The 16,236-nt window shown below is 73.2% G+C and carries 11 protein-coding genes; 6 read left to right on the forward strand and 5 right to left on the reverse strand.

Annotation, left to right across the window (positions count from 1 at the left end; all coding sequences use genetic code 11):
• Positions 1-91 precede the first annotated feature (91 nt).
• Positions 92-1,786, forward strand: coding sequence for a hypothetical protein (locus tag IPZ69_RS08280; protein WP_235453354.1), 1,695 nt, complete (start codon positions 92-94; stop codon positions 1,784-1,786).
• Positions 1,787-1,800: 14 nt separating this feature from the next.
• Here the strand turns inward: IPZ69_RS08280 and IPZ69_RS08285 are convergent, their stop codons facing one another.
• The 3 genes from IPZ69_RS08285 to IPZ69_RS08295 all read right to left on the reverse strand — a co-directional run bounded on the left by IPZ69_RS08285 (position 1,801) and on the right by IPZ69_RS08295 (position 6,889).
• A complete protein-coding gene (locus IPZ69_RS08285) occupies positions 1,801-2,655 on the reverse strand; it encodes a hypothetical protein (protein ID WP_235453355.1) in 855 nt (284 codons plus the stop codon).
• Positions 2,656-2,723: 68 nt separating this feature from the next.
• Positions 2,724-3,134: a DUF6924 domain-containing protein gene (locus tag IPZ69_RS08290; RefSeq protein ID WP_235453356.1), complete on the reverse strand. Its 411-nt coding sequence runs from the start codon at positions 3,132-3,134 to the stop codon at positions 2,724-2,726.
• Between the two features lie 29 nt (positions 3,135-3,163).
• Positions 3,164-6,889: an nSTAND1 domain-containing NTPase gene (locus tag IPZ69_RS08295; protein WP_235453357.1), complete on the reverse strand. Its 3,726-nt coding sequence runs from the start codon at positions 6,887-6,889 to the stop codon at positions 3,164-3,166.
• Between the two features lie 139 nt (positions 6,890-7,028).
• Here IPZ69_RS08295 and IPZ69_RS08300 point away from each other — a divergent pair, with 139 nt between their 5' ends.
• From IPZ69_RS08300 to IPZ69_RS08315, 4 genes are all read left to right on the forward strand, one after another.
• The gene (locus IPZ69_RS08300; RefSeq protein ID WP_235453358.1) at positions 7,029-7,919 is read left to right on the forward strand and encodes a serine hydrolase; all 891 of its coding nucleotides are present in this window, start codon (positions 7,029-7,031) and stop codon (positions 7,917-7,919) included.
• Positions 7,920-8,139: 220 nt separating this feature from the next.
• Positions 8,140-8,985 (forward strand): chitosanase, encoded by an 846-nt coding sequence (locus tag IPZ69_RS08305; RefSeq protein WP_235453359.1) that lies wholly within the window; start codon positions 8,140-8,142, stop codon positions 8,983-8,985.
• Positions 8,986-9,642: 657 nt separating this feature from the next.
• Positions 9,643-9,843 (forward strand): DUF6229 family protein, encoded by a 201-nt coding sequence (locus tag IPZ69_RS08310; protein ID WP_235453360.1) that lies wholly within the window; start codon positions 9,643-9,645, stop codon positions 9,841-9,843.
• A gap of 182 nt (positions 9,844-10,025) precedes the next feature.
• Complete coding sequence (locus IPZ69_RS08315; protein ID WP_235453361.1) at positions 10,026-12,908, forward strand: type 2 lanthipeptide synthetase LanM family protein; 2,883 nt, start codon at positions 10,026-10,028, stop codon at positions 12,906-12,908.
• Between the two features lie 51 nt (positions 12,909-12,959).
• Here the strand turns inward: IPZ69_RS08315 and IPZ69_RS08320 are convergent, their stop codons facing one another.
• Positions 12,960-13,736: an SDR family oxidoreductase gene (locus IPZ69_RS08320; protein ID WP_235453362.1), complete on the reverse strand. Its 777-nt coding sequence runs from the start codon at positions 13,734-13,736 to the stop codon at positions 12,960-12,962.
• A gap of 197 nt (positions 13,737-13,933) precedes the next feature.
• Here IPZ69_RS08320 and IPZ69_RS08325 point away from each other — a divergent pair, with 197 nt between their 5' ends.
• Positions 13,934-14,788, forward strand: a complete 855-nt coding sequence (locus IPZ69_RS08325) for a helix-turn-helix transcriptional regulator (protein ID WP_235453363.1) — start codon at positions 13,934-13,936, stop codon at positions 14,786-14,788.
• Here IPZ69_RS08325 and IPZ69_RS08330 read toward each other — a convergent pair.
• Positions 14,776-16,236: an aldehyde dehydrogenase family protein gene (locus tag IPZ69_RS08330; RefSeq protein WP_235453364.1), complete on the reverse strand. Its 1,461-nt coding sequence runs from the start codon at positions 16,234-16,236 to the stop codon at positions 14,776-14,778. The two genes, IPZ69_RS08325 and IPZ69_RS08330, sit on opposite strands and share 13 nt — an antisense overlap.

Below are 16,236 nucleotides of genomic sequence, written 5' to 3' on the forward strand. Positions count from 1 at the left end.
CTCATATTACATAGCGTGTACTCATCAGAATTGACGGACTGTGCACTCGAATGGGCAAGTTTCTCCCCCGCTCTCGCTAGGGTCGGGACGCGTGAACTACTACGACCTGGGCGGCCACGGCCGACGCGTGTCGACGTCGTCCCCCGAGGCACAGACCTGGTTCGATCGCGGACTGGTCTGGACGTACGCCTTCCATCACGAGGAGGCCGTCCGCTGTTTCGAGGCGGTCGGCGCGGCGGACCCCGACTGTGCGATGGCGGACTGGGGGATCGCCTACGCGCTGGGCCCCAACTACAACAAGCCCTGGGAGTTCTTCGACGAGCAGGACCTGGCGCGCACGGTGGAGCGCACCCACACGGCCGTGGAGCGCGCCCACGCCAAGGCCGCATCCGCGACCCCGGTCGAGCGGGCCCTCATCGAGGCGTTGCGCGCCCGCTACCCGCGCACGAAGGCCGCGGATGCCGAGGAATGCGGCGTGTGGAACGCGGCCTACGCCGACGCCATGCGGGGCGTCCACGAACTGGCCCCGGACGACCTCGATGTGGCCACCCTGTACGCCGACGCCCTGATGAACCTCACCCCCTGGGAGCTGTGGGACATCCGCACGGGCCGGCCGGCCGAAGGGGCGCGCACGACGGAGGCCAAGGCGGTGCTCGAACGGGCGATGGCGGTCGAGGCGGGCACCTGGCACCCCGGACTGCTGCACATGTACATCCACCTGATGGAGATGTCCTCGACCCCCGAGGCCGCCCTGACGGTCGCCGACCGGCTGCGGGACCTGGTGCCCGACGCCGGACATCTGCAGCACATGCCGTCACATCTGGAGGTGCTCTGCGGCGACTACCGCCGGGTGGTCTCCGACAACGCCGCGGCGATCGCCGCCGACGAGAAGTACCACGCGCGGGCCGGCGCGATGAACTTCTACACCCTCTACCGGTGCCACAACCTGCACTTCAGGATCTACGGCGCGTTGTTCCTGGGCCGCCTCCAGGACGCCCTCGACACCGCGCGGCGGCTGGAGGCCGCCGTGCCCGAGGACCTGCTGCGCGTGGAGAGTCCGCCCATGGCCGACTGGCTGGAGGGCTTTCTCGCCATGCGGGTCCATGTGCTGATCCGCTTCGGCCGGTGGGAGGACATCCTGCGGCTGCCCCTGCCCGCCGACCCACGGCTGTACTGCGTGAGCACGGCGATGCTCCACTACGCGCGCGGCGTCGCGCTGTCCGCCACCGGCAGGATCGCCGAGGCCGGGACGGAACGCGCCCTGTTCCGCGAGGCGGTCGCCCGGGTCCCGGAGACCCGCATGCTGTTCAACAACACCTGTGTGGACATCCTCGCGGTCGCCTCGGAGCTACTCGACGGCGAACTGGCCTACCGCACGGGCGACTTCGACGCGGCCTTCGCCGCCCTGCGCCGGTCGATCGAACGGGACGACAACCTCCCGTACGACGAGCCGTGGGGGTGGATGCAGCCCACCCGGCACGCGTACGGCGCACTGCTCCTGGAGCGGGGCCTGGTCGCGGAGGCCGAGGCGGTCTACCGCGCCGACCTCGGCCTCGACGACACGCTGCCCCGGGCGCTGCAACACCCGAACAACGTCTGGTCCCTGCACGGGTTCCACGAATGCCTCGTGCGGCTCGGCAGGACGGGCGAGGCGGGGATCGTCGCCCAGCAGTTGAAGATCGCGGCGGCGACGGCGGACGTACCGATCACCTCGTCCTGCTTCTGCCGCCTCGACACCGCCCGGCCTGCCGACCCGGGCGACGACTGCTGCACACCACAGCCCTGAGCCCGGCGGGAGGGCTACTCCGGCGCCCGATTCCTAGACGCTTCAAGGCCGTTGTCGGGGACGATCCCGGCGGCCCTGCGGTGGCGGCGCGGTCGGCCTCGATTCCGGCCGCGGCGGCTGCGGGTCCGGCTGATCCGCAGCCGCTCCGCGCTCTCCGGGTCCCGCTCGGCCAGTTCCGCGAGCGCGGGGTGCGGCCCGATCTGGGCGAGCCGTTCGGCGAACGGGTCGCGGACGGCGGCCGGTTCGTGCCGGTCGGTGTACTGGTCCAGCCAGCTGATCTGTGCGATCAGCGCGAGGCCGGTGGCGCAGGATGCCGTCCAGGCCAGTGGCCCATGGGGTGGGCTGCTGAGCAGCGCGACGCTGCAGAACGTGAACTGCCCTAGGAACAGCAGCACTCCGAAGACACCCAGACAGCCGATGTCGCGCGTCGCCGGACCGGGCGGGGGTGCGTGCCGGGCGCGGTAGTCGGCGTGGAACTTCTCCCGAGCGGCGCGGAAGGCGGTGTCGTGGACCATGATGTTGCCGAGGGCCGCGGCCGCGGTGCGGCGGCGCAGCGTGGCCAGCAGGGCGTCCGGCAGGGGGTGCCCGGCGCCGTGCTCGGGATCGCGGCCCGCCGCCGTCAGGCTCAGATTGCCGCGATAATTGACGGTGACCAGCCCGTCGAGCAGCAACCGGGCCGCGGCCGCCTGGATGTCGTCCTCGGGCCACCAGCGGTCGGCGACGGCGTGGTAGGGGTCGCGCACCTGTGCCGCGCAGTGGTCGACCGCCCTGCGGTACCACCGTTCCCGCCTCCAGTCGTGCAGGGCGAGCCGCCCGTACAGCAGGGCCGTGACGGGGAGCACGTACCAGGCCAGCTCGATGGGATCCACGGCGCCGAGCGTAAGGCCCGCCCTGGCCACGGACCCATCGGTTTTCGGGGCGGGTGGGGCAGCTCGGGTCAAAGACCCCGGTACACCCCGTCCTCGTCGACGGCCCCCGCGAACTCCTCGAAGTACATGTTGGAGAGCGACAGGTTGTTCTCGATCCCCCACAACTCCGCCGCGACGACCCGGATGGCACGCCCGCGCTCCTCCACCAGGTCGATGACGAGCAGGGGCAGGTCCGTCGAGCCCAGGGCGGTCGCGTCCGCCAGGACGAGGAGCGGGTGTTCGTAGGCGTCCGGCAGGAGCGCGATCGCCTCCTCGCGGGTCACGCCCGCGAATCGCCGATCGTCGAGGGGTTCGACGTGGGCCAGGAACCCGTCCTCGGTCGGAGTGTCCAGAGCCGCGAGCAGACCTTCCCAGGAGGCGGCGCGGGAGAAATCGGTGCGCACCATCAACGGGTCGTCGCTGCACGGCAGTTGATTCACACGAGGACGGTACGCCGAGGGAACACCCCTCAGTGCGGGGCCCCTTGGGTGGGTTCGCGGGGCAGGCCGAACTCCGAGCGCTCCTGCGGAGTCAGGGGGCGGCGCAGACGGGACCGTGCCGTGGCGAGCATGGTGGGCAGGTCGCGGGTGGGTCTCCAGGTGCGGACGGTGAGGTCCTGGGCGGCGGAGGCGACGCACCGGCCGTCGTGGGACCAGGCGACCACGCCGACCGGCGCGGCGTGCGTGCCGACGACCTCCGCCTCACCGTGGGCCGACGGTGACCAGACCCGGACGGTGTGGTCGTTGGAACAGGTGGCCAGGCGAAGGCCGTCGGGCGACCAGGAGAGGTCGCGCACGAAGTCGTCGTGCCCGGCCAGCACCCGCCGTACCGCGCCCGTGTCCGTGTCCCACACCCGGATCGTACGGTCGCGCGACACCGAGGCGAGCACGGCCGGATCCGGGGACCAGGCGATGTGGGTGACCGTGTCGCCGTGTCCCGACAGCACGTGCATTAGGCGTCCCGAATCGGCGTCCCACAGCCCGACGGTGTGGTCCCAGGCCATGGTCGCCACCAGCCGGCCGTCGGGCGACCAGGCCACTTCGAAGACGGTCTTGGTGTGGTGGCGCAACACCCGCAGGAGCGCTCCGGTCCTCGCGTCCCACAGGCGCGCGGTGCGGTCGTGCGAGCCGGTGACGAGGCGCTCGCCGTCGGGGGACCAGGCGAGGGTGGCGACGATGTTGTCGTGGCCGGCCAGCACCGGTCCCGCCGTCCCGTCCCGCTGCCACAGCCGGGCGGTGCCGTCCGAGGACGCGGTGGCGACGCGCGCGCCGGACGGGGCCCATCGCGCCCGCCACACGTAGTCGGTGTGCCCGGACAGGACCGTCTCGGCGGGCGGGCCGGCGGGCCGCCACACGCGGGCGGTGCCGTCGTGGCCCGCGCTGACGAGGTCGTGGCCGTCGGGCGACCAGTGGGCCTCCCAGACGGGCAGGCGGTGGCGGGTGGAGACATGGGCGGCGGCGCCGGTGCGGACGTCCCAGACCCGGACGCTGCCGTCGTCGGAGGCGCTCGCCAGCAGCCGGTCGCCGGGCGCCCACGACAGGCTGCGGATGGCCGAGGCGTGCCCGGTCATCACCTGGAGTTCGGTCGCGCCGCTGACGTCCCAGACCCGCGTCACCGAGTCCTGGCAGCCGGTGACCAGCCGACGGCCGTCCGGCGACCAGGCCACACTCCACACCAGGTCCCGGTGGCCGGCCAGCGCATGCAGCTGGGCCATCGAGCCCGTGTCCCACACGCGCACCGTGTACTCGGAGGACGCCGTCGCCAGCCGGCGCCCGTCCGGCGACCACGCGACGTCCCACACCGTGTCCTGGTGCACCGGCACGGCGAGCCGGAGCATGCCGTCCGAGCGGGACCAGACGCGGAGCGTACGGTCCTCCGAGACGGTGGCCAGCGAGGCGCCGTCCGGGGACCAGCACACGGACGTGACCGCCTGCGGGTGTGCCGCCAGGACCAAGGTCGCCTCGTCGCCGTCGGGCGACCAGAGCCGCACCGTGCCGTCTTCGCAGGCCGAGGCCGGCTCCCCGCGCGGCGACCAGGCCACCCGGCGGACGCTGCCGGAGTGCCCGCGCCAGATCCGCAGGCACTCGCCCGTGGCCGCACGCCACAGCCGCACCGTGGTGTCGGCGGACCCGGAGGCGAGGTAGGTGCCGTCGGGCGACCAGGCCAGCGCGTCGACGCGGTCGGTGTGCCCGGTCAGGACCGCGAGGCAGCGGCCGGTGCGCGCCTCCCAGATCCGTACGGTGCGGTCGCGGGCCGCCGAGCACAGCCGGTCACCGTCGGGTGACCACGCCACCGCGTCGACGCCGTCGGTGTGCCCGGTCAGCACGCGCACGACGGTCCCGTCGTCGGCGTTCCACACCCGGACCGTCCGGTCGTGGGAGGCGGTGGCGATCCAGGTGCCGCCGGGAGCCCAGGCCACCTGGCGGACCATGTAGGAGTGCTCCCGGAGCACCCCGCTGAGCCGGTAGCCCTCCAGGGCCGCCACCAGCGCGCGCCGGGTCCGTGACGTGTCGGCGTACTCCTCGATCGCGCTCAGCGCGAGCAGCAGCCCGAGCTCGGGGTCCCGCCGGCCCCGCTCCAGCGACTGCTGGGCCAGGGCGTCCGCCTGCCGGCGGCGTGCGGCCGCGTCCGTGGCGCGGGCCGCGGCGAGGAAGTCCCGGGCCGCGGCCTGCGCCACCAGCTCGGGGTCCGCCGCCGCCCAGGTCTCCAGTGCGTGCAGCCGGTCGTCCCGGATCAGATAGGAGGAGCGGCGCCCCGACTCCTCCCAGTGGCCGACCAGCTGCTCCACCTCCGCCCGGCGGGCCAGGAGCTCCTCGCGACGCGCGATCTCCTCGGCCAGCGGCGGCCAGCGGTCCAGCAACGCCTCGTGGGCGACGCTCACTTCGGGCTCACCGTCCGCCCGCGCGGAGACGACCAGCAGGCGGGCGGCGACGAAGGCGTCGACCACGCTCCGCTCCTCGGCGCTCAGCGCGTTCAGCGGGACGCGGCGGCGCACGGAGGCCCCGTCGCGCCGGGCCACGAACCGCACGAGCGTGCCGAGCACCCGCGCCCGGTGGGCCGCCCCCGCTCGGGCGAGCGTCTCGTCCGCACGCCGGGCCAGCGCTCCGTGCACGCCGCCGATCGCCTCGTACGCATGCGTCGTGATACGGCCCTGGGAGCGCCGTGCCTCCTCGGCGAGCGTTTCGAGGGCGAACGCCAGCAGGGGCAGTGCCTCGCCGCTTCCCGTGTCGGTGACCATGCGCGTGGGCAGTACGGGGTCGAAGGCCAGGCCCGCCACGGCCGCCGGCTGGGTGATCACCTCGGCGAGCGCGGCGCTGTCCATGGCCGGCACCAGGAAGGACCGCCGGAACAGCCCGGCGTGCGGACCGCTGAGGAAGCGGGCGGTGAAGTCGACCCGCAGCACGAGGACGACGTGCAGCAGGTCGTCGGCCGCCAGCGCCGCCGCGAGCAGCCCCAGGAACGTCGCACGCTCCTCTTCGCCGGCCTGGGTGACGAGCTCCTCGGCCTGGTCCACGACGAGCAGCATCCGCGCACGGCCTCCGCCCCGCTGCGCCCTGAGCCGGCGCAGGAGTCCGGCGAGCACGGCGTCGCCGCCCGGCGCGGCGAGCCGGGCGGCGGTGGCCGGCGGATCGGCGTCCGGGAGCGCCCGGCACAGCTCGGCGGCGAGCCGGGCCACGGGATCACCCTCCGGCACGACCACCGGAAGGGCGATCCAGTGCCGACCGCGCCGCAGCGCGGCCAGCAGCCCCGCCCGCACCAGCGAGGACTTGCCCACCCCGGACGCCCCGGCGACGACCAGGGCACGCCCTTGGGCCCCGTCGCCTCCGCCCGCCTCCAACTGCGTCCGCAGATCCCGTACTTCGGCGGCTCTGCCGAAGAAGACCTCCGCATCGTGCTCGGTCAGCGCGTCGAGTCCCAGGTACACGGGCCGGTCGGCGGGCCAGGCGGGGCGCTGCCGCTCCTCGGGCAGCAACGCGTCGGACACCTGGAGACCGACCGCGAGGAGCAGGGACACACCGAGGACGACGGTCGACTCGTCCCTGATCCACCGCGCGAACACCGCGGGATGGTCCGGATCACCGGTCACGTAGTTGGCGGCCAGACCGATCAGCACGCCCAGGACCAGTGAGGAGGCCTGGAGCCCCACCTTCACGAGTCGTCGCACCGGCCCCCCGATCTTTCTGCCCGTACTCACGCCAGTGCTGCTTCTGTGGTTCTGTTCACAATTCGCCGGAAATTGCGTCCTGCGTGCTGCCCGTCACATCGCGAATCGGGTCTTTTGCCTACGTTCGGTGGCCTGTGTCCCCCCACGCGAACTGTTGAGGCACCGCACCATGGCGTACCCATCGACCCCTCTGTCGTACCCGCGGAACGCGGAGGGCCGTCGACCCCGGGGGAGACGCGCCGCGGTCTGGGGCGGTGTCCTCGCGGCCGCGGCGGCGACGGTCTTCTCGGCCGGCACCCCGGCCCCGGCGGCGACGGGCGCACACCCCGACGTGGTCGCGGCCCCGGGATGGGTGAAGACGCAGGGGAAGGCGCGGGTGACGGCCGCCGTCCTCGACCTCGACGGCAGTGGCGGCAAGCCTCTGGTCTACGGCGCCGACGTCCGGTACGACACCGCGAGCATCATCAAGGTCGACATCCTCGCCACGGCACTGCTCCAGGCCCAGGACGCCGGCCACGGCCTCACCGCCGAGCAGCGGGCCGAGGCCGAGGTGATGATCGAGCGCAGCGACAACGCGGCGGCGAACGCCCTGTGGCGGCAGATCGGCCTGGCCCCGGGCCTGGAGGCGGCGAACAAGCGACTGGGGCTGACCTCCACCCACGGCGGCCCTGGCGCCAAGTGGGGGCTCACGCGGACGACGGCGAGCGACCAGATACGGCTGCTCCGCGCGGTCTTCGGTACGGGTACCGCCGGAAAGGGGGGCTCCAAGGCGCTCAGCCAGGCGTCCCGGACCTACATCCGTACGCTCATGAACCGGATCGCCGGCGAGCAGGCGTGGGGTGTCTCCGCCGCGGCCGACTCCGGGTGGGCGTTGAAGAACGGCTGGCTGCAGCGCACGACCACGGGGCTGTGGGACGTCAACAGCGTGGGCCGGATCGCGGTGGGCAAGCACCACTACCTCGTCGCGGTCCTCTCGGACGGCAACACGTCCATGAAGGACGGCGTCGCGCTCGTGGAGCGCGCGGCCCGCACGGCGGTCGCGTCGGCCACGGCCGGCTGAGGCCGCCCTCGCGGCCGACCGGGGGTGCCCTCGGGGAGGGCTGACGGAGCCCTCGCGGAGGGCTCCGTGGCCGTGCGGTCTGCCCGGTGCGTCACGACTTACGCTCGTTCGATCCTACGAACTTCCGGCTCAGGGGTTCCGGAACGAAGTCTGATAGGAAACCTTCCTGTTAGTGAAGGTCCCGCCAACTTCCCACCCCCCACCCCCAGTTGGAGTTCCTGTGGCGCACCACGACCATGACGCAGCGTTCCCCTCCGCCGTCTCCCGCCGGTCCTTCGTCGCCCTGACCGGCGCCCTGGCCCTCGGCACGTTCCTGTCCGCGCCGCACGCCACGGCGCTGCCCGCCGCGGCCGCGGCCTCCGGCCTCGACGACCCGGCCAAGAAGGAAATCGCCATGAAGCTGGTGTCGAGCGCGGAGAACTCCTCGCTCGACTGGAAGGCCCAGTACAAGTACATCGAGGACATCGGCGACGGCCGCGGCTACACCGCCGGCATCATCGGCTTCTGTTCCGGCACCGGCGACATGCTCGACCTCGTCGAGCTCTACACCGACCGCAAGCCCGGGAACGTGCTCGCCAAGTACCTGCCGGCCCTGCGCCGGGTCAACGGCTCGGACTCGCACGACGGGCTCGACCCGAACTTCCCCAAGGACTGGCGCAAGGCGGCACAGGACTCGGCGTTCCAGCAGGCGCAGAACGACGAGCGCGACCGCGTCTACTTCAACCCCGCGGTACGCCAGGGCAAGGCCGACGGGCTGCGCGCGCTCGGCCAGTTCGCCTACTACGACGCCATCGTCATGCACGGCGACGGGGGCGACTCCACGAGCTTCAGCAACATCCGCAAGCGCGCGCTGCGCCAGGCGAAGCCGCCGGCGCAGGGAGGCGACGAGACGACGTACCTCAATGCCTTCCTCGACGCCCGGGTGTGGGCCATGAAGCAGGAGGAGGCCCACAGCGACACCAGCCGGGTCGACACCGCACAGCGTGTCTTCCTGCGCAAGGGCAACTTCGACCTGAACCCGCCGCTGGACTGGAAGGTGTACGGGGACAGTTACCACATCGGCTGACCCTCGAGACACGCCCCGTCGGCCGCCGTTCCGGTCTCGGAGCGGCGGTCGCCCCGCGCGACGGGCGCGATCGGCTCCGGCTGTCGCGTCGCGGCGATCGTGCTCGGTTCTGGGCGTGTTGAGATCCGAGCGAGCCCTGTTCGACGTGTCCGCTGCCCTCCGTCCCGTGCAGCCGCAGGGCGCGTCCGACGAGAAAGTGCCCGGCCGTCAGGCCCTCCACGGAGTGCGGGCCGAGGACGCACAGCAGCCGTTTGAGGTACTCGGTCTCCCGTTTGCCCGCGAGAACGTCGGCGCTCGAACGACCGCTCCGGGCCGACCGTCCTGTCCGGAAGCGGGCGGTCCACTCCGCGCCCAACTGTTCGAAAAGCATCGGTTCCCTCGCCCGTGGCTTCGACCGGCGCCGCGCTCCCACCGATCCCCGTGCCCGGCAACCGTGTTTGCAGGCCAGGCGATTGCCGCTCCGCGTACGTGAACGAACACCGCTCCACGTACTCCGTCACGGCCCGGCCGCACGGTCGTCCCGTACGTCCCACGCATGGCGGAACGCCACACCAACACCAGTGGATTGTGTCCGGATTACTCGTCTGACTGGTGTTCGACTCCGGTGATACTCGGGGCTGGGCAATCCGTCCCAATTCCCACGTCCGGAGGCCGCTGATGCCCCAGACCAGTGTTCACACCGCCGCCGTGCTCGACGCCTGGCTGTCGGGTGCCGAGAGCGCGTATGGCCAGATCAACCCCGCCGGGCCGCTCTATGTCGGTGGCGCCGCCGCAGAGGCCGCGCTGACCGACCCGAGCGACTCCCTGTACGGCTTCTGTTCCAGCCCGAGCGGGTCGCGCGGCAGCTGGTGTTGCTGATCGACGGCGGCACCTTCAGGGGCCTGTGAGGGCCTTGGTGTGAAGTGAGTTCGAAGAACGGAGCGTGGGGGACCGCGCGTACTGCCGGGCGCCGATGTGCCCGGGCCGGTCGCGTGGTTCCCCGCGTCGTTTCCGGGCGCCTCGGAAGGCGCGGACGAGCGGCGGAATGGGGAGGGCGGACGGTGAGCGGAGCGGCGCCGGCAGGGCCGAAGGGGTCACAGGAGCCGACGGGGTCGGATCGGCGGGGCGAGGCGGAGTGGTTCGCCGAACCCGTACGAAGCATCGCCCGCCCATGGCGGGAGGAACTGGCCCGGCGACTGGCCGCCGTGGACGCGCTGAGCCCGGCGGAACGGGACGTGGTGCTGGAGGCCGGGCACACCGGCCTCCTCAAGTCCCTGCACGCCAAGCTGTCCCGCCTGTACCTGATCGAACTGCACGCCCTGCGCATGGCGTTGGGCGGCGGACCGCCCGGCGCGGGCGAGCGCGAGGGCGCGGGAGGCGGGACCGACACCGAGACCTGGGCCGCGTTCATCAAGGAGGCCGGGCAGGAGGGCCATCTCGACCGGCTGGCCGGCCGGTACCCGACCGCCGGTTCCCGGGTCGCCTCGGTGGCGCGCCTGTCGGTGGCCGCCACGGCCGGATTCGCCCAGCGGCTGGCCGCGGACCGCGACCTGCTGCGGCCCCTGCTGGAGGCGCCCGCGGGGGAGTTGCGGGCGGTGGAGTTCGGGGAGGGCGACACCCACCGGGGCGGCCTGACGGTCAGCCGGGTCGAATTCGCCGGCGGCAGCGTCATGTACAAGCCCCGGCCGTCCGAGGCCGACGTGGCGCTCGGCGCGCTCCTGGACGAACTGTTCGCGGACTTCCCCGGCGCCCCGGCACCGGACGAGCGCATCCGGGTGCCGCGGACACTGGTACGGGAGGGCTACGGCTGGGCCGAGTTCGTCCCCCACCGCTACTGCACGGGCGACGCCGAACTCGACGCGTTCTACCGCAACGTGGGCCACTGGCTGGCCGTCCTCCGCTTCACCGGCGGCACCGACATGCACGCCGAGAACATGATCGCCGCGGGACCGGTCCCGGTCATCGTGGACGCCGAGACGCTGTTCGACGCGCCCGCGCCCTTCCCGCCCAGCGGACAGGGCGACGCCGTGGACGTGGCCGCGGCGGCCATCCGCCGCACGGTGCTGCGGACCGGCCTGCTGCCCGTGCGCGGCACCGGCTTCGCGCTCGGCGGGGTGGACATCTCCGGCGTCGGGGCGCTGCCCGGACAGCAACCGCTGATCCCGAACCCGGTGATCGCGGACGGCGGCACCGCGGCGGCCCGCTTCGAGGTGGACCTGGTGGCCATGCCCAGCGCGGGCAACCACCCCAGCCCCACCCCGGTGCTGAGCGCGTACTGGGACCGGATCCTGGCCGGGTTCCGCGAGATGACCGCGCACCTGCGCAGGCCCGGGACCGACCCGCACCGGCTGCTGCGCCGATTCGAAGGGGCCCAGGCACGACGGATCCTGCGGCCGACACAGGCGTACGTCGACATCGGCCGCATGCTGTGGCACCCGGCGTCGCTGCACGACGAGGCGGCGGCGGTCGAGCGGGCCCGGGACATCCTGCGGCGCAACGCCGAGGTGCTGCCCGGCGCGCCGACGGACCGCGCGGCCATCGACGGCGAGATCGCGGACCTGCTCGTCGGCGACGTACCGATGTTCACCTTCACCGTCGACGCGGCCGCCGTCCGCGCCACGGTCGAGGACTGGCGCACCGCCGACCTGCCACTGGAGGAGTCGGTGATCCAGGACGCGCTGGTCGGCGCCTACCTCAACGAGCGCACGCTGCCGCCGCGGGTGCAGGCCGCCGCGCACGAGCCGCACGCCCGCGATCGCGAGCGGCGCCGCCGCGACCTGGCGGCCCAGATGGTCCGGCGGCTGTGCGACGGTGCGGTGCGCGGCGCGGACGGCACGGCCACCTGGATCAGCCCCGTCTTCACCCCCGCGGGATGGTCCATCCGCGTCCTGCCCGCCGACCTCTACACCGGGCAGGGCGGAGTGGCGCTCACGCTCGCCGAGTACCTCACCGAGGTGCGGGCCGGCCGCGCGGACGAAGTACCGGGCGTGGCCGAGACGTTCGACGGAGCGCTACGGGTGCTGGTCGGCACCGAGGACCGGACGCCCACGCCGTCGCCCGGCGCGTTCAGCGGAGCCGCCTCCCAGGTGTGGACCTGGCTGGCGCTGCACCGGGTGCTCGGTGAGGACCGGCTGCTGGAGCGGGCCGCCGAGCGGGCGGTGCCGCTCGCGGAGGGCCGGCTGGTCGAGGACGACATCGAGGTGGACCTCCTCAACGGGGCGGCCGGCGGTGTCGTACCCCTGCTCAACCTGGCCGCGGCGACCGGGCAGGACCGCTGGCTCGCGGCCGCCGCGCGCATCGGCCGCCGCCTGACCGGGCAGGCCACGCTCGACGCGAGCGGCGCCCGCTGGACGACCCGCCTCAACCCCGAGGGCATCGGCGGCTTCGCCCACGGCGCCACCGGCATCGGCTGGGCCCTGACCCGGCTGGCCCTCGGTGACGCGGGTACGGCGGCCGAGCGGCGCGGCTGGCACGCCCTGGGGGAGCGGGCCTTCGCCTACCAGGAGTCCCTCTACCAGCCCGAGCAGGGGAACTGGCTCGACGTCCGTGTCGGCGCCGAGGAGGACTTCTTCACCAGTTGGTGCCACGGCAGCGCGGGCGTCGGCATCGGCATGCTCGACCTGCACCGGCGCACGGGAGATCCCGCCCACCTCGACATGGCGCACCGCGCCGCGCGCGCCTGCGCCGCCGAGGGCTTCGGCTGGAGCCATACGCTGTGCCACGGCGACCTGGGCCTCTGGGAGTTCCTCACGTCCCTGGGCTTCTCAGACCCCTTCGACCTGGACGGCGAACTCCTCACCGGCCTCGAACAGCGCGGCCCGGTCGGCGGCCTGGCCCGCGAGGCGTTCTCACCGAGCCTCATGTCCGGCCTCGCGGGAGTCCTCCACACCCTCCTCCGCATGCATCCGGAGGCCACCCTGCCCAATCCCCTCCTCCTCGACTGACAGGGCACCCAGGGTGCAGCGGGGCGGCGTCGACGCCGCCCCGCCGCGGTCTCAACTGGGCTGGGCCGTCGGCATGATGGTGACCTGCTGGAGGTTGGCTCGCGGCGGCAGGCTCGCGATGAACCCGACGGTCTGCGCGATGTCCTGCGACGTGAGCCACTCCATCGACTCCTTGGAGCCCTCCAGCCAGGCCAGGGCGCCCTCGTCGGTGACGTGGTCCTGCAGCTCGGTGCCGACGATGCCCGGCTCGATCGCCGAGACCCGTACCTTCTTCGCGCCGAGCTCGACCCGCAGGTGCCGGGAGAGGTGGGTGACGTACGCCTTCGTCGCGGAGTAGACGGCGAAGTGCGGGAAGATGTTCTGCGCCGCGATCGACGACGTGTTGATCAGGTCGGCCACGCCGCGCTCACCGGCCGCCCTCACCAGCTGCGGCGTGAACGCGGCGATGACGTTCATGAGGCCGGTGACGTTGAGGTCGATCTGCCGCTGCCACTGGTCGGTGGCGAGCTCCTCGACCGGCGCGGGGAGCATGACGCCCGCGTTGTTGAAGAGCAGGTCGGCGTCGCCCAGTTCGGCCGCCACCTGGTCGGCCGCCGCCCGCACGGCGGCCGCGTCGGTCACGTCGACCGCCAGGGCCAGGGCCTGGCCGCCGTTCTTCTCGATCCGGGCGACCAGGTCGTCGAGTCGGTCCGCGCGCCGCGCGAGGACGGCGACGCGGGCGCCCAGCTCCGCCAAGTACTCGGCCGACGCCTCGCCGATACCGCTGGAGGCGCCGGTGACGACCGCGACGCGGCCGGTGAGGGGGCGGGCAGAGTTCTGCGTGGTCATGAGGGACACCTTTCGGAATCGGGCGAGAGGGTCTGGGGCCGCGGCCGGTGCCGCCGTGCCCTTCACCAGAACATCACCCGCGAGGCCCTCGCGGAGCGGCCAAAGGCGCCCTGACCAGGCAAGTACCCGTGAGGCAGGTACTGGCAGGACCACCCCGGCGCAGGACAGGCCACCTCCGCTGCGGACAGACTGGACGGATGGACGACCGCAGTCGTGAACTCGCCGACTTCCTGCGCTCCCGCCGGGCCCGCCTCACCCCCGACCAGGCGGGGCTGCCCGCCGACGGCCGGGCCCGCCGCGTGCCCGGCCTGCGCCGTGACGAGGCCGCCCGGCTGGCCGGGGTCAGCACCGAGTACTACACCCGCCTGGAACAGGGCCGCGCAGTCCATCCCTCCCCGGAGGTCCTCGAAGCCCTCGCCCGGGCCCTTCAGCTGGACCCGTCCGAGCGCGAGCACCTCACGGACCTGGTGACCCGCCCCGCGACGCCGCGTCGTCCCCCCGCCAGCCCGCAGCGGGTGCGTCCGGGTCTGCACCTGATGCTGCAGACCCTCGACCACGTGCCCGCCTTCATCCTCGGCCGGCGCACCGACGTCCTGGCCTCCAACCGGCTCGCCCGCGAGGTCCTCACCGACTTCGACGCCCTGCCCGCGCCGCACCGCAACCTGGCCCGCTACTACCTCCTGGACCCCGAGGCCCGCGCACGGGTCGGCGACTGGGAGCGGATCGCCGCCGAAACCGTCGCCATCCTCCGCCTCGAAGCCGGCCGTTACCCGAACGACCGGCTGCTCGCCGACCTCGTCGGTGAACTCACCCTGCGGTCACCCGAGTTCTCCACCTGGTGGAACGACCACCGCGTGCTGCGCCGCACCCACGGCACGAAGCTCTACCACCACCCGCTCGTGGGCGATCTGTCCTTCTCCTACGAGTCCTTCCAGGTGCCCGGCGACGCCGACCAGTCCCTGTGCGTCTACAACGTCGAGCCCGGCTCGCCCACCGCCCAGGCCCTCCGGCTCCTGTCCAGCTGGACGGCTCCGCAGCGTCAGAACGGGTAGCGCGGGCGCTGCGTCGCGAGGGTCACCCAGCGGGTGTTGGAGAACGCCTCGATGCCCCAGCGGCCGCCGAACCTGCCGTAGCCGGACGCCTTGACGCCGCCGAACGGGGCCTGGGGTTCGTCGGCGACGGACTGGTCGTTGACATGGACGATGCCGGTACGGACGCGCCGGGCGACCGCCAGGCCATGAGTGCCGTTCTCGGTGAGGATGCCGCAGGTCAGACCGTTGTCGGTGTCATTGGCCAGCGCGACGGCCGCGTCGTCGTCCGTGAACGTCTCCAGCACGCACAGCGGACCGAAGGACTCGGTGTGGAACAGGTCGGCGTCCTTGGGGACCCGGGTGAGGACGGTGGCCGGGTGCACGGCGCCGTCCGGGGCGCCGCCGCCGGCCAGGACCTTCGCGCCCTTGGCCACGGCGTCCTCGACCAGTGCGGCGACCCGGCGCGCGGCACGCGTGCCGACCAGCGGTCCCACCACCGTGTCGGGCCGGGTGGGGTCTCCGGACGGCAGCGCGGTGACCTTGGCGACGAACTTGGCCGTGAACTCCTCGGCCAGCGAGGCGTGGACGAGGATCCGGTCGCCGGACATGCAGATCTGTCCGGCGTTCAGGAACACACCGAAGCAGGCGGCGTTCACGGCGTGGTCCACATCGGCGTCGTCGAGCACGATCACCGCGTTCTTGCCGCCCAACTCCAGCACGGCGGGCTTGAGATGACGCGCCGCGTGTTCGCCGATGATCCGCCCGACGCCCGTGGACCCGGTGAAGTTCACGGCCCGCACCCGGGGATCGGCGACGAGGGTCTCGGCGATCTCGGCGGCGTCCTCGCGGGCGTTGGTGACGACGTTGAGCACGCCGTCCGGCAGCCCGGCCTCCCGCAGCACGTCCGCGACGAGCAGTCCGCAGGCGATCGGCGCGTCCTCGCTGGGCTTGACGACGACGGTGTTGCCGGCGGCCAGCGGCGCGGCGACGGCCCGTACGCCCAGGATGACCGGGGCGTTCCAGGGCGCGAACGCGGCGACGACACCGAGCGGTTCGCGCACCGCGAGGCCCAGCGTGCCCGCCTCCTGCGCGCTGAGCACCTCACCGCGCGGCGCGGTGGTCGCGGCGGCGGCCTCGCGCAGGATGTTCGCGGCCAGCGCCACGTTGAAGCAGGCCCAGGGGCGGGTGCCGCCGACCTCGTGCGCCATGACCTCGGCCACCTGGTCCCGGCGCCCGTCCAGCAGGTCGGCCGCCTTGAGGAAGATCGCGCGTCGGGCGAAGGGCGCCAGTTCCGCCCACTCCCCGAAGGCCGCCTCCGCCGCGTCCACCGCCCGCCGCACGTCCTGGGGCCCGGCGGCGGCCACGGTCGCGTACACCTCGCCGGTGAAGGGGCTGACGTCGTCCTCCGTCCGGCCGGAGGCGGCCGGTACGTCCTTGCCGCCGATGAACAGCTCACGGGTGATCGGCAC

The sequence above is a fragment of the Streptomyces olivochromogenes genome, assembly GCF_021538895.1.
GTDB classification, from domain to species: Bacteria; Actinomycetota; Actinomycetes; order Streptomycetales; family Streptomycetaceae; genus Streptomyces; species Streptomyces olivochromogenes_A.